The following is a 20,370-nucleotide window of genomic DNA, read 5'->3' on the forward strand; positions in this document are numbered from 1 at the left end:
CTATGGATATTCAGCGCACGATCCTCTGGGTAGGCCTTGCCATTGTCAGTTACATGATGGTGCTCGCCTGGAACGAAGATTATCACCAGACGCCCACTGAGCCGGTGGCACAAAGCCAGCAGGCGACCGACGGGTCGACCCCCTCGCTGTCCTCGGATTCCGGGCAGCAGCAGGCCAACAGCCAGGCGGCGGACAACGAGTTCGCCACCCCTGAAGATCAGGGCCAGACCCAGGTTGAAGGCTCCGCCGTCAAGGCCGCCGATAACGGCCAGAAGATCGATATCCGGACCGATGTCCTGGACCTGAGCATCAACCTCCAGGGCGGTAACATCACCCGTGCGTCCCTGCTCAAGTACAAGGAATCCCTGGACAAGCCCAATCCCCTGGAGCTGCTGCAGAACAACGCAACCCGCACCTATGTGATGGAAAGCAGCCTGATTGGTCGCGACGGGATTGATTCCCCCAGCAACGGGTCGGTACCCACCTACTCGGCCGCGCAGACCCAATACACGCTGGCCGACGGGACGGACACCCTCACCGTCGACCTGACCTACAGCGGCGACAAAGGCGTCAAGATCACCAAGCGCTACACCCTGAAGCGCGACAGCTATGAGATCGACGTCCGGTACCTGGTCGACAACCAGTCCGACAAGCCCTGGCAGGCGAACTTTGCCGGCAAGATCGTGAGGGACAGCAGCCCGGATCCCACGGCTCAGAAGAGCGTTGGCATCCGCTCGTTCCTGGGTATGGTGCTGAGCTCTAACGAAGACCCTTACGAGAAGTACAGCCTGGACGATCTCAAGGAGACGCCCATCAGCCAGACTGCCGAAGGCGGCTGGGTCGCTTTCCTGCAGCATTACTTCCTCAGCGCCTGGATTCCGGATCCGGACACCAAGCACAAGTACCAGACCACTCAGCGTAACAACCTGAATGTGATGGGCTTTGTCAGCAGCGCCACAACGGTCGCTCCGGGCGAGCAGGCAAAAATCGGCGCGCGCGCCTACGTCGGCCCTAAGATCATCGATCGCCTGGAAAACGTGGCCCCGAACCTGGACCGCACGGTCGACTTCGGCTGGCTGTTCTTCATCGCCACACCGCTGTTCGTCGTTCTGAACTGGTTCCACAGCATCTTCGGCAACTGGGGTATCGCGATCATCCTGCTGACCTGCACCGTCAAGGCGCTGTTCTTCAAGCTGTCTGCCACCAGCTACCGGTCCATGGCGCGCATGCGTGCGGTCGGTCCCCAGTTGCAGCGGCTGAAGGAAACCTACGGCGACGACCGGCAGCGCATGTCCCAGGAAATGATGGCGCTGTACAAACGCGAGAAAATCAATCCGTTGGGCGGCTGTCTGCCGATCCTGGTGCAGATGCCGGTGTTTATCTCGCTGTACTGGGTTCTGTTTGAAAGTGTGCAGCTGCGCCACGCGCCGTTCTTCCTGTGGATCCACGACCTGTCGGTGATGGACCCGTACTTCGTGCTGCCGATCCTGATGGGCATCAGCATGTTCGTACAGATGAGCCTCAACCCGACGCCGCCGGATCCCATGCAGGCCAAGGTGATGAAGGCGATGCCGTTCGTCTTTACCATCTTCTTCCTGTGGTTCCCGGCCGGTCTGGTCCTGTACTGGCTGGTGAACAACGTACTGTCGATTACCCAGCAGTACTACATCACTCGCAAGATCCAGGCGGAAGGGATCGGCAACAAGTCCTGATCCTTCACCACTGAACCGAGACAGGGCTCCGCACGGAGCCCTGTTTTCGTTTAGGATGCTGAAAACGGTTTCCCTGTCTCCAGCCGAAAGAGCACCGATGACTGTAAACGACACCATAGCTGCAATCGCCACCGCACCCGGCCGGGCCGGTGTGGGAATCATCCGGGTCTCCGGGCCGTTGGCCGGGCCCATTGCCCGTCAACTGCTGGGCCTGGATCCAAAACCCCGCTATGCCCACTACGGACCCTTTCTCGGCGGCGACGGTCAGGTGATCGACGAAGGCATCGGCCTGTTTTTCCCCAACCCGCATTCGTTTACCGGTGAAGACGTGCTGGAACTGCAGGGGCATGGGGGCACCGTCATTCTCGATCTGCTGTTGCGGGAAGTCTGTGAGCGGGGCGCGCGGCTGGCCCGGCCGGGTGAATTCTCGGAACGGGCGTTCCTCAACGACAAGATGGACCTGACCCAGGCCGAGGCCATCGCCGACCTGATCGAAAGCAGCTCGGAGCAGGCGGCGCGCTGCGCCATGCGCTCGCTGCAGGGGGCGTTCTCCCAGCGGATCGACGTCCTGGTCGAGGCCCTCACCCACCTGCGGATCTATGTGGAAGCCGCGATCGACTTCCCCGAGGAGGAGATCGATTTCCTGGCCGACGGCAAGGTGGCTGGCGACCTGCAGACCATCATGGACGATCTCGACCGCATCCTGGTCGAGGCCCAGCAGGGCACGATCCTGCGGGATGGTATGCGGGTGGTGATTGCCGGGCGCCCCAATGCCGGCAAGTCGAGTCTGCTGAACACCCTCGCCGGCCGTGAAGCCGCCATCGTCACCGCCATCGAAGGCACCACGCGGGATGTCCTGCGCGAACATATCCACATCGACGGGATGCCCTTGCACGTCATCGATACGGCAGGTTTGCGGGACAGCCCCGACGAAGTGGAGAAAATCGGCATCGCCCGCGCCTGGGAGGAGATCGAGCAGGCCGACCGTATCCTGTTGATGGTGGACGCGACCACCACCGATGCTGTGGATCCGGAGGCCATCTGGCCCGACTTTATCCACAGGTTACCCACTGGCGCACCCCTGACCGTGATTCGCAACAAAGTGGACCTGTCCGGGGAAGCGACGGGCCTGGATGAAAACGGCCCGGTGCCGGTGGTCCGGATTGCGGCCAAGTCCGGTGACGGCATCGAGGCCCTGCGTGACCACCTGAAAGCGTGCATGGGCTACGCCACCACCACTGAAGGCGGTTTCCTGGCCCGGCGCCGTCACCTGGTGGCGCTGGAGCAGGCCCAGGCGTCCCTGCAGCAGGGCCAGGCCCAACTGGAAGGCTATGGTGCCGGCGAGCTGCTGGCCGAGGATTTGCGCCAGGCCCAGGATGCGCTCGGCGAAATCACCGGCGCCATGACCCCGGACGATCTGCTGGGCAAGATTTTCAGCAGCTTCTGCATCGGCAAGTGACCCCTAATCCGGTGCCCCCAAATGGCTCGGGTGGCACCAGGATTGCCCATAAATTCAATATGTTATCTTGTGTAACCGGCCCTGTGTCCGGAAAAAGCCTGTGGCCGGGCGGGGTTACGTCAATCCACTGAAAGTGGCTTGGTCTGTGCAAAGCGTTTGTGAATGTGATGCACCCTGGAGAACCACGTCATGGGCAAGATACTCGCTTTCTGCTCGCTACTGCTTTCCCTGGTCCTGCCAATGGCCGGCCTGCAGGCCGCCGACAAGGATCCGGTCAAGCTGTACCTCTACACTGAAAATTTCCCGCCCTACAACATGAGTGGGTCCGGACGGGCCTTCGAGCACGATCGGGACCATATCGACGGCCTGTGTACCGAAATGGTCAAGGCGATCATGGCGCACACCGACCTGGATTACCGCATGAAGCTGAGAACCTGGGACTACGGCTACAAGCGGGTGCTCGACCACAAGAATCACGGCCTGTTCTGCACCACCCTCACCGATGACCGCAAACCGCTGTTCAAGTGGGTTGGACCGCTGACCAACAACCTGTGGACCATTTTCACCGCGGCCAATTCGAAGCTGAAGATCAACCGTCTGGACGACATTCGCGGTCTGACCATTGGCGGCTACCGCAACGACGTCAAAACCGTCTACCTGGAAAAGCACGGCTTCAAAGTGTCGCAGCTGGACAGCGACGACCTGAATCCCAAGCGCCTGGAGCTGGGGCAGATCGATGTCTGGATCGGAGACCGTCTGGCGGGTCCGTACGTGGCCTCCCAGCAGGATGTGGAGGGGCTCATTCCGGCCTATTCCTTCAACAAGACGGAACTCTACCTGGCGATGAATCCGGACACCTCCGATGCCGTCGTCCAGAAATTGCAGGACGGCCTGAAAGCCATCCACGAGAACGGCATGTACCAGGCCATCGAAGACAAGTACGGGCTGTAGCGACGGCACTGCCTGCTGGTTCATTCGTGAAACGGAATTCACTTATTGATTCAGCGGGTTATTTTCTGTTTGCTTTACAAAAACGAACAGCGTAACCAACGAAGAGCAACCCCAGAGTAAGGTAGACTTTCCGCCGATTTATAATCCGGACGGACCGGGAGCGGTTCGCCAAAAAACACAATCGACGGAGAGGTTCCCCGATGCGCAACGTGCTCGCCCTGTGCCTGTTCGCCCTGACTCTGGTGTCATCCGCCGGCGTCCAGGCGGCAGATCCCGACAAGCTGTATTTCTACACCGAGAACTTCCCTCCCTATAACATGAGCGCCTCGGGTCGTGCTTTCGAGCATAAGCGTGAGGACATCGACGGTATTTGTGCCGAAATGGTCAAGGCCCTGATGGCCCAGACGGATCTGAAATACCGTATGAAGCTGCGGAACTGGGACTATGGCTATAACCGCGTCCTGGAGAAGAAGAACCACGGTATTTTCTGCACCACCTACACCGAGGATCGTGCGCCCCTGTTCAAGTGGGTCGGACCACTCACCCATAACTTGTGGACGATCTTTGCCCGCGCCGACAGCAACATCAAGATGGACAGCCTGGAAGACGCCAAAGGCAAAACCATCGGCGGCTACCGGGGTGACGTCATGACCGAGTACCTGCTCAAGCGTGGTTACACCGTGTCCCAGCTGGACAGCGACGACCTGAACCCGAAACGCCTCGAGCTGGGCCAGATCGACCTGTGGATTGCCGACCGCCTGGCCGGCCCCTACTTCGCATCCCAGCAGGATGTGGAGGATCTGAAGCCGGTGTACTCCTTCAACAAGACCGACCTGTACCTGGCGATCAACAAATCCACGCCGGACGCGGTCGTCGAAAAGATGAAGGAAGGGCTGAAGAAGATTCACGAGAACGGCATGTACGAGGCCATCGAGGACAAGTACGGTCTCTGATCAGCCGACTCTATAGTTGATAAAGGCACCCGGGGCGATTCGGGTGCCTTTTTTGTGTGTGCGTTGAGGTGTCGGTTACGGCACGCAACCGGTCGATTGGCCCTGTGGATAACCCTATGAACGCCTTTATAGGGGCGGGTTTGCTTCACTTTTCCACAAGCTGCGCCAAGCTTAGAGACTGACTTATTGCGTCAGTTCATTAACCCGGGCGGGACTGCCGACGTAGAGGCTGGTGGAGAGGCGATCCCGTGGGCCGCCTTTGCGGATAATGCTGTGGATGGAAATGACCGCTGGCGTCCCATCGCGGGTGTAGCGCACCAGGTGACCGGCGGCGTCTTCGTCACGGGTACGTGCCTGCTCCTGGCGCTGCCAGCTGTCTCCCAGGCACTGACTCACCGCGCGATCGGCTTTCTCCCAGCGGGCGTCGGCCACTTCGACGTTAGGCGCGTTGGCGGTACACACATAGGCGGCATCGGCCTGGTTCCAGGCCCAGATTTCGCAATGGCCTTCGATGAGCTCCCGCTTGGCGGCATAGATCGTGAGCAGGTTGAATTGATTGGCTTTGCCACGAAAATCGGAGAAGCCGCTGGGGTAATCCGCCACCACCGCTTTCAGATCGGTACAGGGATCGTTGCTGCCCAGGGTCAGGGACTGGCTGGAACAGCCGGCCAGGGTGCCGGCAGCCAGCATTGAAAGAACGCCGTTACGCAGGTTGATCATCGGTTCACTCGCTGTGACTGATATCTTGGTTGAGGACTTCCGCCACCGCTACGGCATAGTCCCGGGCGGCCTGCTGCAGGGAGCCCGGGTTGACGGTGTTGGAGTAGAGTTCCCAGACCGCTTTACCGCTCTGTACGTCGAACAGCGTGGTCTTGAGCACATAAACCTTGCGATCCTCATAGTAGCCCGGCGCCACCGTGGTATCCATGTAGGTCTGGGCATGGGCGCCGACGCCCACCACCATCGGTTTCTGGATCACCTGGGTGGGCACGTAGTTCTTTTCTTCGTCCTTGCGCACCAACGTGGTCACCAGGATACCGTCGGCCCCCGCCCGGGACGCCAGGTCTGTGACGGTGGCCGTCAACTTATCCACATCCCCCCAGGGCAGGTCATCGTCGGCCAGGCGAGAGACCTGAAACCCCCGATCGATCAATTTTTCCGCCAGGGTGCGCTCGATGGTGACCCGGTAGTCCTGGTTGGCCGTGACGGCCAGGGTGATGAGGTCCTCGTAGTGGCCCTCGGGATGAGCTTCGGTTTTTTTCTGGGTGACGGATGTGGTGGATGGAGGCGGAGAGGATGCACAGCCGACCAGGGCAATGGTTGCCCAGAGAGTCACTAATGCGGCTGCGACAGAGCGGAGTCTGGTCATGGTCTGTATCCCTACATGCACGGTAACGGACCGGCCAAACCGATCCTGTGATTTGCGTTGTGCCGGCCTGCCGGGTCACTGCCAATCCCTCTCGGCACTGTATGAGGGGCTGGTGTGGCAAAGCCCTCGTCAACATCACTACAGGATCATTATGGCGATTCGCCGATGTCCATCGTGACCACCGGTCACATTTTCGAGCATAGCAGGGAAGGACGGGGTGCGCGCGTGGGGAGGGGCTGACCACCCTGGCTTTATTCGAGGGGGCGAACGCTGGCTGTGGATAACCGGAGTGCGTCGGTCGAACCACCGCAGAGGGCGCTCCAGGCAGGTGGGCTAAAAGGGCGGAGTGAGCCGGCGGTCGCAGGAACAGGTTTCACCTCTCTATTTCACAACGAAAAATCCCGGCCGAAGCCGGGATCAAAAGGCCTGAAGAGCCGATAAATCAGTCGGTAAAGGCCATGTGCTCGGCATCCAGCTGCATCAGGTTGCGGGTGGGCGAGAGCATGCTGGTGGCATGGGCCTGCGCTCTCGGCAGCAGACGGTCGTAGTAGAACTCCGCGGTGGCCAGCTTGGCCTCGTAGAAGGCCTCGGATTCCTCGCCGCCGTTCTCCAGCTTGTCCGCCGCCACGACCGCCATGCGGGCCCACATGTACGCCATGGTGACGTAGCCGCTGAACATCAGGAAGTCGTGGGCGGCGGCGCTGATCATGTCCCGGTCCTTGCGGGCGTTGAGCATCAGACGCACCGTCAGCACGTTCCACTGGGCGGCCAGCTTCAGCAGTTCCCAGGCGTAGGGGCGCAGCTTCTTGTTAGTGACGTGCTTGCGCGCGAAGTTGGAGATGCGCAGCGTGAATTCGCGCACGGCGCCGCCCTGGGTCATCAGCATCACCTTGCGGCCCAGCAGGTCGAGGGCCTGGATGCCGGTGGTGCCCTCGTACAGCGTGGCTATCTTGGTGTCGCGCACGATCTGTTCCATGCCGTGCTCGCGAATGTAACCGTGGCCACCGAAGACCTGCACGCCCAGGTTGGCCGCCTCGTAGCCCATCTCCGTCAGGAACCCCTTGAGGATCGGGGTCAGGAAGCCGAGCTTGTCGTCGTAGGTCTCGGCCTTTTTCTCGTCCCCTTCCAGGTGACCCTCGACCATATGGTCGGCCAGGCGCGCCGAGTAATAGAGCATGGCGCGGCCGCCCTCGGCGATGGCCTTCTGGGTGAGCAGCATGCGCCGCACGTCGGCGTGGTGGATCAGGCTGTCCGCCACCTGGTCCGGTTCCTTCTTGCCGGACAACGCGCGCATGGAGCGCCGCTCTTTGGCGTACTCAAGCGCCCATTGATAGGACAGCTCGGCCGGACCGACGCCCTGGATGGCGGTGCCGATGCGGGCGGTGTTCATGAAGGTGAACATGCAGTTCAGGCCTTCGTTTTCCGGACCGATCAGGAAGCCTTTGGCCTCGTCGAAGTTCATCACGCAGGTGGCCGACGCCTTGATCCCCATCTTCTTCTCGAGACTGCCGCAGGTGACGCCGTTGCGCTCGCCCACACCGCCGTTGGCGTCCGGCAGGAACTTGGGCACGATGAACAGGGAAATGCCCCGGGTACCTTTCGGCGCGTCCGGCAGGCGGGCCAGGACCACATGGACGATGTTTTCGGTCAGGTCGTGGTCGCCGGAGGAGATGAAGATTTTGGTGCCGGTAACCTTGTAGGAGCCGTCGGCCTGGGGCTCAGCTTTGGTCTTCACCTGGCCCAGGTCGGTACCGCACTGGGGCTCGGTGAGGCACATGGTGCCGCCCCAGCGGCCTTCGGTCAGCGGCACCAGGTAGGTTTCCTTTTGCTCGTCGCTGCCGTGCAACTGGATGGTGTTCATCGCGCCCAGGGAGAGACCCGGGTACATGCTGAACGGCCAGTTGGCGGTGCCCATCATTTCCTGTTTGAGCAGACCCATGGATGCGGGCAGGCCCTGGCCACCCAGTTCTTCCGGCGCGGACAGACCCTGCCAGCCGCCCATCATGTACTGCTGGTAGGCTTCCTTATAGCCGCTGGGCGTGGTGACGTTGCCGTCCTCCAGCTTGCAGCCTTCCTCGTCGCCGCTCTGGTACAGCGGGCTCAAGACTTCCTCACAGAATTTGCCGCACTCGGACAGGATGGCGTCGACAATATCCGGCGTGGCGTTCTCACCCGCCTTCAGGGACGCGTAGTGCTTCGGGTAGTCGAACACGTCGTTGAGCAGAAACTTCATGTCGCGCAAGGGCGCCTTGTACGTCGGCATAGCATCACCTCTGGAATCGGTACAGCTCGAAAGCTCGGCACGGTCAGGATGACCGGCAGTTGCTGCACGTTGTACGACAATCGCCAGAGGCTGCCATTGACGAAAAGCGCCTGGGGGTCTGTCGGATTAGCCAATTGGCTGAAATGACGGAAGGGTGTCAGGAGCCGCCGCCTCCGGGTCATGTGGGGCATGGCGGCCAATCGTTGACCTCAATCTCTTGGCCTTGAATGACAACTTCTGCGCGCTGGTCCGTCTGTGGCGACGGGGCGTATGAGCCTGGTAACCCGTTTTAACCGACAACAGGTAGGAAGATCATGCAAAGTAGGTGGAAGTTGCGTTCCCGCAGTAGCCTCCCGGGTCTGATCGGCGTAATTTTGATGGGAGTTATCCTGGCGGGGTGCGCCGGTCCGTCCCTGACCGATTACAGCGATCGCACGCCGACCCTGGAGCCGCGCACGTTCTTCGACGGCACCCTGTCGGCCCGAGGCATCGTCAAGGATTTCGGCGGCGAGGTGATCCGCACCTTCGATGCGGACATCCAGGCCAGCTGGAACGGGCAGGGCGTGGGCACGCTGGATGAGACCTTCCGGTTTGATGACGGCGAAATCCAGACCCGCACCTGGACGTTGACGCCGGTGGAGGGTGGCTATCGAGCGACCGCCGGCGATGTGGTGGAGCCGGGGCTGATGCAGTGGCAGGGCAATGCGATTCACATGAATTACGTGCTGCGGGTGCCCTATGACGACGACACCATCGACGTGCGCCTGGATGACTGGATGTACGCGGTGACGGACGACACCGTCATCAACCAGACGCGGATGAGTAAGTGGGGCGTCAAAGTGGGGGAACTGGTCCTGGTGATTCGCCGCGAGCCGGCAAGTAGCCAGTAGCCGACGATTTCGACAACGCGGGGCACCGACCCCGATCAGGGCATGGAGAGAACCATGGGGAAGCAGGTGGCGATGGCCCTGCTGGTGCTGATTCTGGCCGGTGGGGCGACCGGCGGTTTCATGTGGATGCAGCAACAGAAGGCGGCAACCGCGATGGACCAGCCCCGGCCGGCCACTAAGGTCAACGTGGTCCATCCGCGCATGGCGGAAGTGCAGGACGTGGTGGAGGCGGTGGGCACGCTCCAGGCCCGCGAGGACATCATGATCACCGCCGAGGTCAGTGGCCGCATCGTAGAGCTGAACTTCGACCCGGGCAAACCGGTCCGCAAGGGGCAGTTGCTGGTGCAGCTGGACGATCGTCAGGCCCGGGCCGATTTGCAGGTGGCCCAGGCCCAGCTGCAGGACGCCCGCACCAAGTTCAACCGGGCGTCGCGGTTGCAGTCCAACAACAGCATCTCCCAGTCCCAGGTGGATGAGCTGCGCACCGCCCTGAGCGTGGCCGAAGCCCAGAAGGCGGCGGCGGAAGTGCGGCTGGAGAATCACCGCATCGAAGCGCCGTTTGCCGGCGTGGTTGGTCTGCGCAACATCAGCGTGGGCGCCTACCTGGAAGCGGGTGACAGCATCGCGACCCTAGATGCGGTGGATCCGATGGAACTCGCGTTTTCCATCCCCGAGCGTTACCTGGGCCAGATCAGTCTGGGCCAGCCCCTGCAGTCCAGCACCGCGGCCTATCAGGGCAAGTCCTTCGACGGTCGCCTGGCGGAGCTGGATTCCCGCCTCAATCCGCTGAGTCGCGCGCTGCCGGTCAAGGCGCTGATCAGCAACCCCGACGGCCTGCTGCGGCCGGGCCTGTTCATGGCGGTGTCGTTGACGCTGGACACCCGGCGCGCGCTGGTGATTCCCGAGCAGGCGATCATGACCCGCGGCGACACCCAGTATGTGTTTACAGCGGTGGACGGCACGGCGCGACGCCAGATCCTCAAACTGGGCACCCGATCGCCGGGCCGGGTCGAGGTCATCAGCGGCCTGGCCGAGGACGACGCCGTGGTGATCACCGGACAGGACCGGCTCAGCAGCGGCGATGCCCTGGACGTGCTGGAAGGCGGCGCCAACCTGATCGGCGGCGACTGGCCCGACCGACGGGAAGGATGAGTAGCCATCCATGATCCTGTCCGACGTCTCCATCAAACGGCCGGTTTTTGCGACGGTCATCAGCTTGCTGATCCTGGTCTTCGGCCTGGCGGCATTGCGGGGTCTGCCGGTGCGCGAGTACCCGGACATCGACCCGCCCGAAGTCTCCATTTCCACCGACTACACCGGGGCTGCCGCGGAAGTGGTCGATACCCAGATCACCCAGGTGATCGAGGGCGCCATCAGCGGCGTTGAGGGGATCCGTTCGATCGAGTCCAGTACCGAGCAGGGGGAATCCCGCACCTCCATTGAGTTCACCACCTCGCGGGACATCGATGTCGCCGCCAACGACGTGCGTGATGCGGTGGCCCGGGTGGTAGACGAACTGCCGGAAGAGGCCGACGCGCCGGTTATCCGCAAGGCGGATTCCGACGCCCGGCCGATGATGTGGGTGACCCTGCAGAGTGACGAATGGGATTCCGCCCAGCTTACCGACTTTGCCGAACGGGTGCTGGTGGACCGGTTGTCCGTCCTCGACGGTGTGGCGGACGTGCGCATCGGCGGGGAGCGCCGCTACGCCATCCGCGTCTGGCTCGACCGGGAGAAACTGGCTTCGCGCAACATTACCGTGGCGGAGGTGGAAGCGGCCCTGCGGGCCAATAACGTGGAACTGCCGGCGGGCTCGATCGAATCCAACACCCGGGATTTCACCGTGCGGGCCGAGGGGCGTTTATCCACCGTGAGCGAATTCCGCAATATGGTGATCCGCCGGGACGGCAACGACCTGCTGCGCCTGGGTGAGGTGGCCAATGTGGTGATGGGCGTGGAATCGGACACCAGCCGACTGCGGGCCAACGGTCGCACCGCAATCGGCATGGGCATCATCCGCCAGTCCAAGGCCAATACCGTGGCCGTATCGGATCGGGTGCGGGCCGAGATGGAGAAAATCCGCGAGACCCTGCCGCCGGAAGTCAGTATTCGCCAGAGTTACGACGAATCCATCTTCATCCGCGCCTCCATCAAGGAGGTGATGTTCACCCTGGGCATTGCCATTGCGCTGGTGATCCTGGTGATCTTCCTGTTCCTGCGCTCCTGGCGCGCGACCCTGATTCCGGCGGTGACCATCCCGGTCGCCGTGATCGGTGCCTTTATCGGGCTGGGGATCATGGGCTTTTCCATTAACGTCCTGACGCTGCTGGCGATCATCCTGGCGATCGGCCTGGTGGTGGACGATGCCATCGTCATGCTGGAGAACATCCAGCGCCGCATTGATCTCGGGGAACCGCCGTTAGTGGCCGCTTACTTCGGTGCCCGGCAGGTCGCTTTCGCCGTCATCGCCACGACGCTGACGTTGGTGGCGGTGTTTGTGCCCATCTCTTTCATGGGCGGCAACATCGGGCGCCTGTTCAGCGAATTCGGCTTTACCCTTGCCAGCGCGGTGATCGTCTCCAGCATCGTGGCGCTGACCCTGACCCCCATGCTCTGTTCCAAGTGGCTCAAGCACAGCCCGGTCAGTGCCGAGGGCCACCGCCTTTGGGCGGCGTCGGAGAAGGTATTCGGCGGATTGAACCGGGGCTACGAACGGCTGCTGCGCTTTTCGCTGCGCCAACCCGGCCTGCTGCTGGGGTTGGGCTTGGCGGGTATCCTGCTGTCGGCGGTGATCTTCCCCAGCCTGCCGCAGGAGCTGGCACCGACCGAGGACCGGGGCGTTATCATCATGCCCACCAAGGCGCCGCGGGGGTCGACGGTGGAATACACCGATCAGCAGGTGAAGCAGATCGAGCAGCGCCTGCTGCCCTACATCGACGAGGGCGCGGCGGACCGGCTGCTGTCCATCACCGGCTTTCGCGATGAAGCGGACAACGCCTTTCTGATCATGGGCCTGACCCCCTGGGATCAGCGAGACATCAAACAGCAGGCGCTGACGGCTGAAATCGGACCCAAGCTGAAAGAGGTACCCGGTGTGCGGTCCGTGGCCGTGAATCCGCCCGGTCTGGGTCAGCGGGGCTTCAATCAGCCGATCGAGTTTGTCATCGGCGGGCCGGATTACGACACGGTGCAGCGCTGGAGCGAGGAAATCCTGGAACGGGCCAAGGAGAATCCCAACCTGCAGAACCTGGAAACGGATTTCGAACTGACCCGGCCGGAGCTGCGGGTGACGCTGGACCGGGAGCGGGCGGCGGACCTGGACGTGACCGTGCAGGACGTGGGCTCCACCCTGCAGACCATGCTGGCCTCGCGGCAGGTGACCACCTACCTGGATCGCGGTCGCGAATACGACGTGATCCTGCAGGCCGCCGATGCCGACCGGGCCACGCCCACCGACCTGAGCAACATCTTCCTGCGGCCCCGGGCCGGCGGTGACCTGATCCCGCTCGGTGCGCTGGTGAACCTGCAGGAGATCGGGGCCAACCCCGACCTGCGGCGCATCGACCGATTGCCGGCGGTGGTGATCAGCGGCTCCCTGGCGCCGGGGTATGACCTGGGCTCGGCGCTGGGCTATATGAACCAGCTGGCTGTGAATAACCTGCCGCCGGAAGCCCGCATCAGCTACAAGGGGTTGAGCCGGGAGTTTGTGGACTCGTCCAACGCCATCTACGTCACCTTCATCCTGGCGTTCGTCATCGTCTTCCTGGTGCTGGCGGCCCAGTTCGAAAGCTGGATCCATCCGCTGATCATCATGCTGTCGGTGCCCCTGGCCGTGACCGGCGCGCTGATTGCACTGGCCCTCTCGGGGATCAGCCTGAACATCTACAGTCAGATCGGGATCATCATGCTATTAGGGCTGATGGCGAAAAATGGCATCCTGATCGTGGAATTTGCCAACCAGTTGCGGGATGAAGGCTACAGTGTCCACGACGCCATCGTGGAAGGCGCGATCCTGCGCTTCCGCCCGGTGCTGATGACGACCATTTCCACGATTTTCGGGGCCGTTCCCCTGGTGATTGCCACCGGAGCCGGGGCCGAGAGTCGGGCGGCCATCGGTGTGGTGGTGCTGGGTGGCCTGATCTTCGCCACCACGCTGATGCTGTTCATCATCCCGGTGCTCTACAGCCTGATTGCCCGCTTCGCCAAATCCGCCAATACGGTGGATCGGGAGCTGCAGGACGAACTCAACCGACTGGGCCGCTCCGGTGCGGTGGCCGGTGGCGCCGAAGCCCCGCGCCGGGATAAGGCCTGAGCGCGTCAGAGGCTGTCGGGGAAGGCCAGCTGACCGTCAAACAGGGCGTCCGGATGGATGTCGACGCAGAACACCTGGGTGCCGCCGCCGCGTGAGATGCAGGCCGATAGGGTCACGGTGCGTATGGCGTCGGGCAGGGCCACGTAGGGGCGACAGACGTTGATGCGGTGGGGGTGTTCCAGGGCCTGGCGGAAATAGTCTCGATGGGACCAGCAGGCACCGCTGGACTGGTAGAGCGGGTTGAAATAGACGTCTCGGCGCACGTGATTCTTGCTCGCCAACCCACCCTGCTGGATGCCCGCCTGGTCCAGCAGGAAACAGCGTTGCACGCCGTCCTGGGCCAGCAGTCGTCCGCATGCTTCCGCCAGGTCTCCGCCGTGGGACAATCCGTGGCAGGCATCCAGCAGTGACGCCCGCAATTGACGCAGATAATCGCCGTGCTGGTCGCTGTTGCGCTGGCTGTGCTGGCGATAGCTGGCCAGGTGGCGGCTAAAGTCCAGTTCCGGCGCGTTTCTTGGCTTGCCCAGCACCTCCGGGCGGCCGAACAGGAACCCCTGCAACAGATCCGCCTCGGTGGCCAGGGCAATCCGCGCCTGGGCGGGCGTTTCGATGCCCTCGATCAGCACCAGGCTGCCGCTTTCCCGAATCATGCTGACCAGACCATTGAGAAGCTGGCGCGCCCGGAGGTGGCTCTCCGCGTTCACCAGCAGGCTGCGGTCGATCTTGATGATCAGCGGCTCCAGCTGCCACACCCGCTCGAAGTTGGAATCGCCGATGCCGAAGTCGTCGATGGCGATCTGGAACCCCCGTTCCCGGGCCAGGTGGATAAAGTCCAGCAAGCGGGCCTGATCGTCGGTGGCCGTCTCCACCACCTCCAGCACCACCTGCTCCGGGTGCAGCCCCTGGCTCTGGCAGACGCGGTCGAGATGGGCCATGGCTTGCGCCGGTTGCACGCAGGTGGTGGGCGTGATGTTCAGGAACAGCCAGGTGGATGGCGCATGGCGGGCGAACTGCCGCAGGTGAAGGGACTGCAGCTGACGGTCGAGGGAGGCCACGGCATCGGCCTTTTCGGCCAGCTTGAACACCTCAGGGGGCGACACCGGCTGTTCGTCGTAGCGACCCCGCATCAGCGCCTCGTAGCCCACCAACCGTTGATGGGTCGGACTGAAGATGGGCTGGAACGCTGAGCTGAACTCAATGTCCGCAAGCCGATGGGGGCGGCGTCCACGTTGGGCTCTGTTGAAAGATGCGATGTTCGGCATGGGGCCTCTTGTCTGGGCTGAATGGTGTCGTGCTGGGGCACGACCGCCCGGCCGGACACGGACCGGCAGTGGCACTCCATCGCGTTGATAACGGGTCGCTCGCAACCGTCCCTGGTGGGGTGCCATAACCCCTTTACGCAAGCCACCGGTGATTGATCTGCCATGGAATGAATGCGAATCCTGTGCCATTTCGTTAATAAACTGACGCATACTTCATTATTGGCGCGTCAAATAAGGATCGATCTCCCGGATCCTGTGCGACTGGACAGATATTGTGAGCAGAGATGGTGCAATTGCCCCGAATCAGGGCGTTTTGATGAAAGCCGTATCGCCGTATCTTGCGCAGGGTCGGGGCTTGGCGCAGACTTTTCCGTTGATCGACAAAACGGACTTTCCCGGCCGGCGAAAGAGAACGATAACCGAATAAGGATGAATTCGACGATGGCAGACCAGAGCCAGTTCCGGTTACTGGGACAGCGGCGTTATTTGCCGTTTTTCCTGGTGCAGTTCCTGGGGGCGCTCAACGACAACTTCTTCAAGAATGCCCTGCTGTTCATGATCACCTATGGGTTGGCGCGGGGGCTGCTGGGGTTGCCGACCGATGTGGCGGTCAATCTCGCCGCCCTGCTGTTTATCCTGCCCTTCGTCCTGTTCTCCGGCATCGCCGGCGAAATTGCGGACAAGTACGATAAGGCGTTGGTGATCCGCTGGGTCAAGCTGGCGGAGATCGCCATCATGCTGGTCGCGGCCGTCGGCCTCTGGCTGGGCTGGTATGCGTTGATGCTGGGGCTGCTGTTCCTGATGGGCGCGCAGTCCACCTTCTTCGGACCGGTGAAGTACGCCATCCTGCCGCAGGTGCTGGCGGACGACGAACTGGTTGGCGGCAACGCGCTGGTGGAGATGGGCACGTTCGTGGCCATACTGCTGGGCATGCTGGCGGCCGGGGTCGTCATGGGTCTGGGCGCTGCCGAGGATTGGGTGGCGCTGGGTGTCCTGGTGATGGCGGTGCTTGGCTATCTGGCGGCCCGGAAAGTGCCGTCGGCCCCGTCGGTGGTGCCGGAGATGCCTCTCAAGTGGCAGCCGCTACGCCAGACCTGGGCGCTGATCCGCATCGCCCGGGAAAACCACGCGGTGTTCCAGAGCGTGCTGGCCAATTCCTGGTTCTGGTTCCTGGGGGCCGCCTACCTGACCCAGTTCCCCAATTTCGCCAAAGTGGTCCTGTTGGGGGACGAGTCCGTGGTCACCCTGTTGCTGGCGGTGTTCATCGTCGGGATCGCCCTGGGCTCCATGCTCTGCGAAAAGCTGTCCGGCCATCGGGTGGAGCTGGGCATCGTGCCGATCGGTTCGCTGGGCCTGAGCCTGTTCGGCGTGGATCTCTATTTCAGCGTGCCGGCGGCGCCGGTCCAGTCGGACTGGTGGGTCCTCCTGACCCATCACGAAGGCCTGCGGGTGCTGGTCGACCTGCTCGGTGTGGGCCTGTTTGGCGGCTTCTTCATTGTGCCGCTGTACGCGTTCGTGCAACAGGAATCGGAGCCGGGCAAGCGGGCCCGGGTAATCGCCGCCCTGAACGTCATCAACGCGCTGTTCATGGTGGTCAGTGCGCTGGTCGGGGCGTTGATGCTGGGCCCGCTGGGCCTGTCGATTCCCGAATTCCTGCTGGTCCTGTCGATCGCCAATCTGGTGGTGGCGGGGTACGTCTACAGCCAGGTGCCGGAGTTCGCCCTGCGTTTCATCATCTGGTGTCTGTCCCACACGATTTACCGGGTTCGCCATGAGGGGCTGGAGCATATTCCGGAAGAAGGACCGGCCATCCTCGTCTGTAATCACGTGTCCTACATGGACGCGCTGGTGATTGCCGGGGCGGTCAAGCGTCCGGTGCGTTTCGTGATGGATGACCGGATTTTCAACCTGCCGCTGATCGGCGGGTTTTTCCGCTTGGCTCAGACAATTCCGATCGCCCCGCGCAGCAAGAAGCCAGAGGTGTATCACGCGGCCATGGACAAGGTGGCCGAGGAGCTGGCGGCGGGTCATCTGGTGTGCATCTTCCCGGAAGGCAAGCTGACCACCGATGGCGAGATCGACCAGTTCCGCCAGGGCATCGAGACGCTGGTGGAACGCTCGCCCGTCCCGGTGGTGCCCATGGCGCTGCAGGGCCTCTGGGGCAGCGTATTCAGCCACAAGGGCGGCGCGGCCGGAACGCACCCGCCCAAACGCTTCTGGTCCCGGATCGGACTGGTGGCCGGTCCCATCTGGTCGCCGGAGCAGGTGAGCGCCGAAGGATTGGAAGCGACTGTCCGTGACCTGCGGGGCCACCAGGCGTGACCGGTTGCGGAAAATCCCTAGGACCTGTGGATAAGTTTATGAATAACCCGGGGGTAGCTTTAGGATACCTTTTGACAGGTTCTTTTAAATCAAACGGTTAAGTGGTTTAAGATGCATTTTAGGACTTGACCGCAATGTGGATAAGTGTTTTGAAAACTTTTCTGAGGAGTGCCATCCAAGCGGCTGACGGATAAGAATTTTTCTCAAAAAGTGGAACAAGCTCGGTGCCAACAACCAGGGCACTGCCAGGGGTGGTTAAAAATTATTCATCGCCCCTGCAAATTTTTCCCTGTAACCGGTATACTTCTGCCCCATTTTTCTATGTCGCTTGAGGTGTACTGTGGAATTCCCGGATCGTTTCGATGTCATCGTAATCGGCGGCGGCCATGCCGGTACCGAGGCTGCCCTGGCGGCGGCGCGGATGGGATCCCGTACGCTGCTGCTGACCCACAATATTGAAACCCTGGGCCAGATGTCCTGCAACCCCGCCATCGGCGGGATTGGCAAGAGCCATCTGGTCAAGGAAATCGATGCCCTGGGCGGCGCCATGGCGCAGGCCACCGACCGCGCCGGCATCCAGTTCCGGGTGCTCAACTCCCGTAAAGGCCCGGCCGTCAGGGCGACCCGGGCGCAGGCTGACCGCGTCCTGTACAAGGCGGCCATTCGCGAAGTGCTTGAGAACCAGCCCAACCTGACCATCTTCCAGCAGGCCGCCGATGACCTGATCGTCGAGGGCGATCAGGTGCGCGGCGTCGTGACCCAGACCGGGATCCGCTTTAACGCAGCCAACGTGGTGCTGACCACGGGTACTTTCCTGGGCGGCGTTATCCACATGGGCCTGAAGAACCACGCCGGTGGTCGCGCCGGGGATCCGCCCGCGATTGCCCTGGCCCAGCGTCTGCGCGAGCTGCCGTTCAACGTGGGTCGCCTGAAGACCGGCACACCGCCGCGCATCGACAGCCGCTCTGTGGACTTCTCCGTCATGCAGGAGCAGTGGGGCGACGACCCGACGCCGGTCATGTCCTTCATGGGCTCCCGCGACCAGCACCCGCAACAGGTGTGCTGCTACGTCACGCGCACCACCGAGGAAACCCACGACATCATCCGCAGTGGCTTTGACCGCTCGCCGATGTTTGCGGGTGATATCGAAGGTGTGGGGCCGCGCTACTGCCCGTCCATCGAGGACAAGGTGAACCGGTTCGCGGACAAGGACTCGCACCAGATCTTCGTCGAGCCGGAAGGCCTGACCGTCAACGAGTTGTACCCCAACGGCATCTCCACCAGTCTACCGTTCGACATCCAGCTCAAGGCGGTGCGTTCGATTCCGGGCTTCGAGAACGCCCACATCACGCGGCCGGGTTACGCCATCGAGTACGATTACCTGAACCCGCAGGACCTGCGCCACACGCTGGAAACCAAGTTCATCGGCGGGCTCTACTTTGCCGGTCAGATCAACGGCACCACCGGCTACGAAGAAGCGGGCGCCCAGGGACTGCTGGCGGGCATCAACGCCGCGCTGCGCGCGCAGGAGAAAGACGCCTGGTACCCGCGCCGGGACGAGGCTTACCTCGGCGTTCTGGTGGATGACCTGATCACCATGGGCACCTCCGAGCCGTACCGGATGTTCACCAGCCGGGCGGAATACCGCCTGATCCTGCGCGAGGACAACGCCGACCTGCGCCTGACCGAAACCGGCCACAAGCTGGGCCTGGTGGACGAGGCGCGCTGGCAACAGTTCAACGCCAAGCGCGATGCGATCGGGGTTGAGCGTCAGCGTCTGGACAAGACCCACGTGCATCCGAATACGCCGGAAGCCGAGCGGGCCAACCGGTACCTGAACAAGCCGCTGCAGAAAGAGCATACCCTGGCCGATCTGCTGCGTCGGCCGGAAATCGTCTATTCGCACATTGCCGAGATTAGCGGCGAGCAGGCCGAGGAAATCGTGGCCGGTCAGGTCGAGATCGAAGTGAAGTACGAAGGCTACATCTCGCGCCAGGAAGCGGAGATCGATCGCCTGCGTCGTAACGAGAACCTGCCGCTGCCGGTGGATCTGGACTACGATGCGGTGGGCGGCCTGTCCAACGAGATCAAGCAGAAGCTCAAGGACGTGCGGCCGGAAACGGTAGCCCAGGCGTCGCGGATCCAGGGCGTGACCCCGGCGGCGATTTCCCAGTTGCTGGTGCACCTCAAGAAGCGTGACCTGCTGCGCAAGCAATCCGCATGAGTCAGGGTATTCCGGCCAACTGGCCGTCCCAGCTGGATAGCGGCCTGGCGGCCATGGCGCTGGACCTGTCCGATGCCACCCGGGAACGCCTGCTGGCGTTTCTGGGTCTGTTGCAGAAATGGAACCGGGCCTACAATCTGACGGCCGTCCGCGAGCCGGATCAGATGGTGTCCCGACAACTGCTCGACAGCCTGGCGATCCTGCCTTACGTACAGGCCTCTTCTATCCTGGACGTGGGCGCCGGTGGGGGCCTGCCGGGCATTCCGATGGCCATCGCCTGTCCGGATCGCCACATTACCCTACTGGACAGCAACAGCAAGAAGACGCGATTCCTGACACAATGCGTGCTGGAACTCGGGCTGGACAACGTCGAGGTCGTGCATGCGCGGGCCGAAGATTACCAACCGGACCAGCTTTTCCAGCAGATCACCTCGCGGGCGTTTACGGCCCTGGCGAACCTGGTGACCTGGTGCGGTCATCTGCTGGCGGATGAGGGGCAGTTCCTGGCCATGAAGGGCCAGTTCCCGGAAGATGAGCTGGCGGCGTTGCCCTCCGACTGGCGACTGCGCGAGGATGTTGCGCTGTCGATTCCAGGTTGTGATGGGGCACGTCACTTGCTTATCATTGATCGCGTTCGGACGACAGGAGGCTAA

The 20,370-nt window shown here is 62.3% G+C and carries 14 protein-coding genes; 10 read left to right on the forward strand and 4 right to left on the reverse strand.

Going from position 1 to position 20,370, the window contains the following annotated elements; genetic code table 11:
* Positions 1-2: 2 nt before the first annotated feature.
* The 4 genes from yidC to JL474_RS10940 all read left to right on the forward strand — a co-directional run bounded on the left by yidC (position 3) and on the right by JL474_RS10940 (position 5,075).
* On the forward strand, positions 3-1,712 hold the full coding sequence (yidC, locus tag JL474_RS10925) for a membrane protein insertase YidC (RefSeq protein WP_123633879.1): 1,710 nt from the start codon (positions 3-5) through the stop codon (positions 1,710-1,712).
* A 97-nt stretch (positions 1,713-1,809) separates the two neighbouring features.
* Positions 1,810-3,171 carry a tRNA uridine-5-carboxymethylaminomethyl(34) synthesis GTPase MnmE gene (gene mnmE / locus JL474_RS10930; protein ID WP_203142096.1) on the forward strand — a complete coding sequence of 454 codons (1,362 nt, stop codon included), beginning with the start codon at positions 1,810-1,812 and terminating at the stop codon, positions 3,169-3,171.
* Between the two features lie 189 nt (positions 3,172-3,360).
* Positions 3,361-4,122: a substrate-binding periplasmic protein gene (locus JL474_RS10935; RefSeq protein ID WP_203142097.1), complete on the forward strand. Its 762-nt coding sequence runs from the start codon at positions 3,361-3,363 to the stop codon at positions 4,120-4,122.
* Positions 4,123-4,322: 200 nt separating this feature from the next.
* On the forward strand, positions 4,323-5,075 hold the full coding sequence (locus JL474_RS10940; RefSeq protein WP_203142098.1) for a substrate-binding periplasmic protein: 753 nt from the start codon (positions 4,323-4,325) through the stop codon (positions 5,073-5,075).
* A 183-nt stretch (positions 5,076-5,258) separates the two neighbouring features.
* On the opposite strand, the gene JL474_RS10945 is transcribed toward JL474_RS10940, so the two are convergent.
* From JL474_RS10945 to JL474_RS10955, 3 genes are all read right to left on the reverse strand, one after another.
* A complete protein-coding gene (locus tag JL474_RS10945) occupies positions 5,259-5,795 on the reverse strand; it encodes a hypothetical protein (protein ID WP_203142099.1) in 537 nt (178 codons plus the stop codon).
* A 4-nt stretch (positions 5,796-5,799) separates the two neighbouring features.
* The gene (locus JL474_RS10950) at positions 5,800-6,444 is read right to left on the reverse strand and encodes a YajG family lipoprotein (protein WP_203142100.1); all 645 of its coding nucleotides are present in this window, start codon (positions 6,442-6,444) and stop codon (positions 5,800-5,802) included.
* Positions 6,445-6,886: 442 nt separating this feature from the next.
* Positions 6,887-8,707 carry an acyl-CoA dehydrogenase C-terminal domain-containing protein gene (locus JL474_RS10955; protein WP_203142101.1) on the reverse strand — a complete coding sequence of 607 codons (1,821 nt, stop codon included), beginning with the start codon at positions 8,705-8,707 and terminating at the stop codon, positions 6,887-6,889.
* Between the two features lie 377 nt (positions 8,708-9,084).
* Here JL474_RS10955 and JL474_RS10960 point away from each other — a divergent pair, with 377 nt between their 5' ends.
* From JL474_RS10960 to JL474_RS10970, 3 genes are read left to right on the forward strand one after another with little or no spacing between them, the layout of a single operon-like run.
* Positions 9,085-9,597, forward strand: coding sequence for a DUF3833 domain-containing protein (locus tag JL474_RS10960; RefSeq protein WP_236012193.1), 513 nt, complete (start codon positions 9,085-9,087; stop codon positions 9,595-9,597).
* 54 nt (positions 9,598-9,651) lie between these two features.
* Positions 9,652-10,749, forward strand: coding sequence for an efflux RND transporter periplasmic adaptor subunit (locus JL474_RS10965; protein ID WP_203142103.1), 1,098 nt, complete (start codon positions 9,652-9,654; stop codon positions 10,747-10,749).
* A gap of 10 nt (positions 10,750-10,759) precedes the next feature.
* Positions 10,760-13,909, forward strand: coding sequence for an efflux RND transporter permease subunit (locus JL474_RS10970; protein WP_203142104.1), 3,150 nt, complete (start codon positions 10,760-10,762; stop codon positions 13,907-13,909).
* Positions 13,910-13,914: 5 nt separating this feature from the next.
* Here the strand turns inward: JL474_RS10970 and JL474_RS10975 are convergent, their stop codons facing one another.
* The gene (locus tag JL474_RS10975) at positions 13,915-15,171 is read right to left on the reverse strand and encodes an EAL domain-containing protein (RefSeq protein ID WP_203142105.1); all 1,257 of its coding nucleotides are present in this window, start codon (positions 15,169-15,171) and stop codon (positions 13,915-13,917) included.
* 441 nt (positions 15,172-15,612) lie between these two features.
* Here JL474_RS10975 and JL474_RS10980 point away from each other — a divergent pair, with 441 nt between their 5' ends.
* The 3 genes from JL474_RS10980 to rsmG all read left to right on the forward strand — a co-directional run bounded on the left by JL474_RS10980 (position 15,613) and on the right by rsmG (position 20,370).
* Entirely contained in the window at positions 15,613-17,493 is a 1,881-nt protein-coding gene (locus JL474_RS10980; RefSeq protein ID WP_203142106.1) for an MFS transporter, read from the forward strand.
* A 340-nt stretch (positions 17,494-17,833) separates the two neighbouring features.
* Positions 17,834-19,717, forward strand: coding sequence for a tRNA uridine-5-carboxymethylaminomethyl(34) synthesis enzyme MnmG (gene mnmG, locus JL474_RS10985; RefSeq protein WP_123633868.1), 1,884 nt, complete (start codon positions 17,834-17,836; stop codon positions 19,715-19,717).
* Entirely contained in the window at positions 19,714-20,370 is a 657-nt protein-coding gene (gene rsmG / locus JL474_RS10990) for a 16S rRNA (guanine(527)-N(7))-methyltransferase RsmG (RefSeq protein ID WP_203142107.1), read from the forward strand. Before mnmG ends, rsmG begins: the two co-directional genes overlap by 4 nt.

This window comes from Marinobacter mangrovi (assembly GCF_016798325.1).
Lineage (GTDB): Bacteria > Pseudomonadota > Gammaproteobacteria > Pseudomonadales > Oleiphilaceae > Marinobacter_A > Marinobacter_A mangrovi.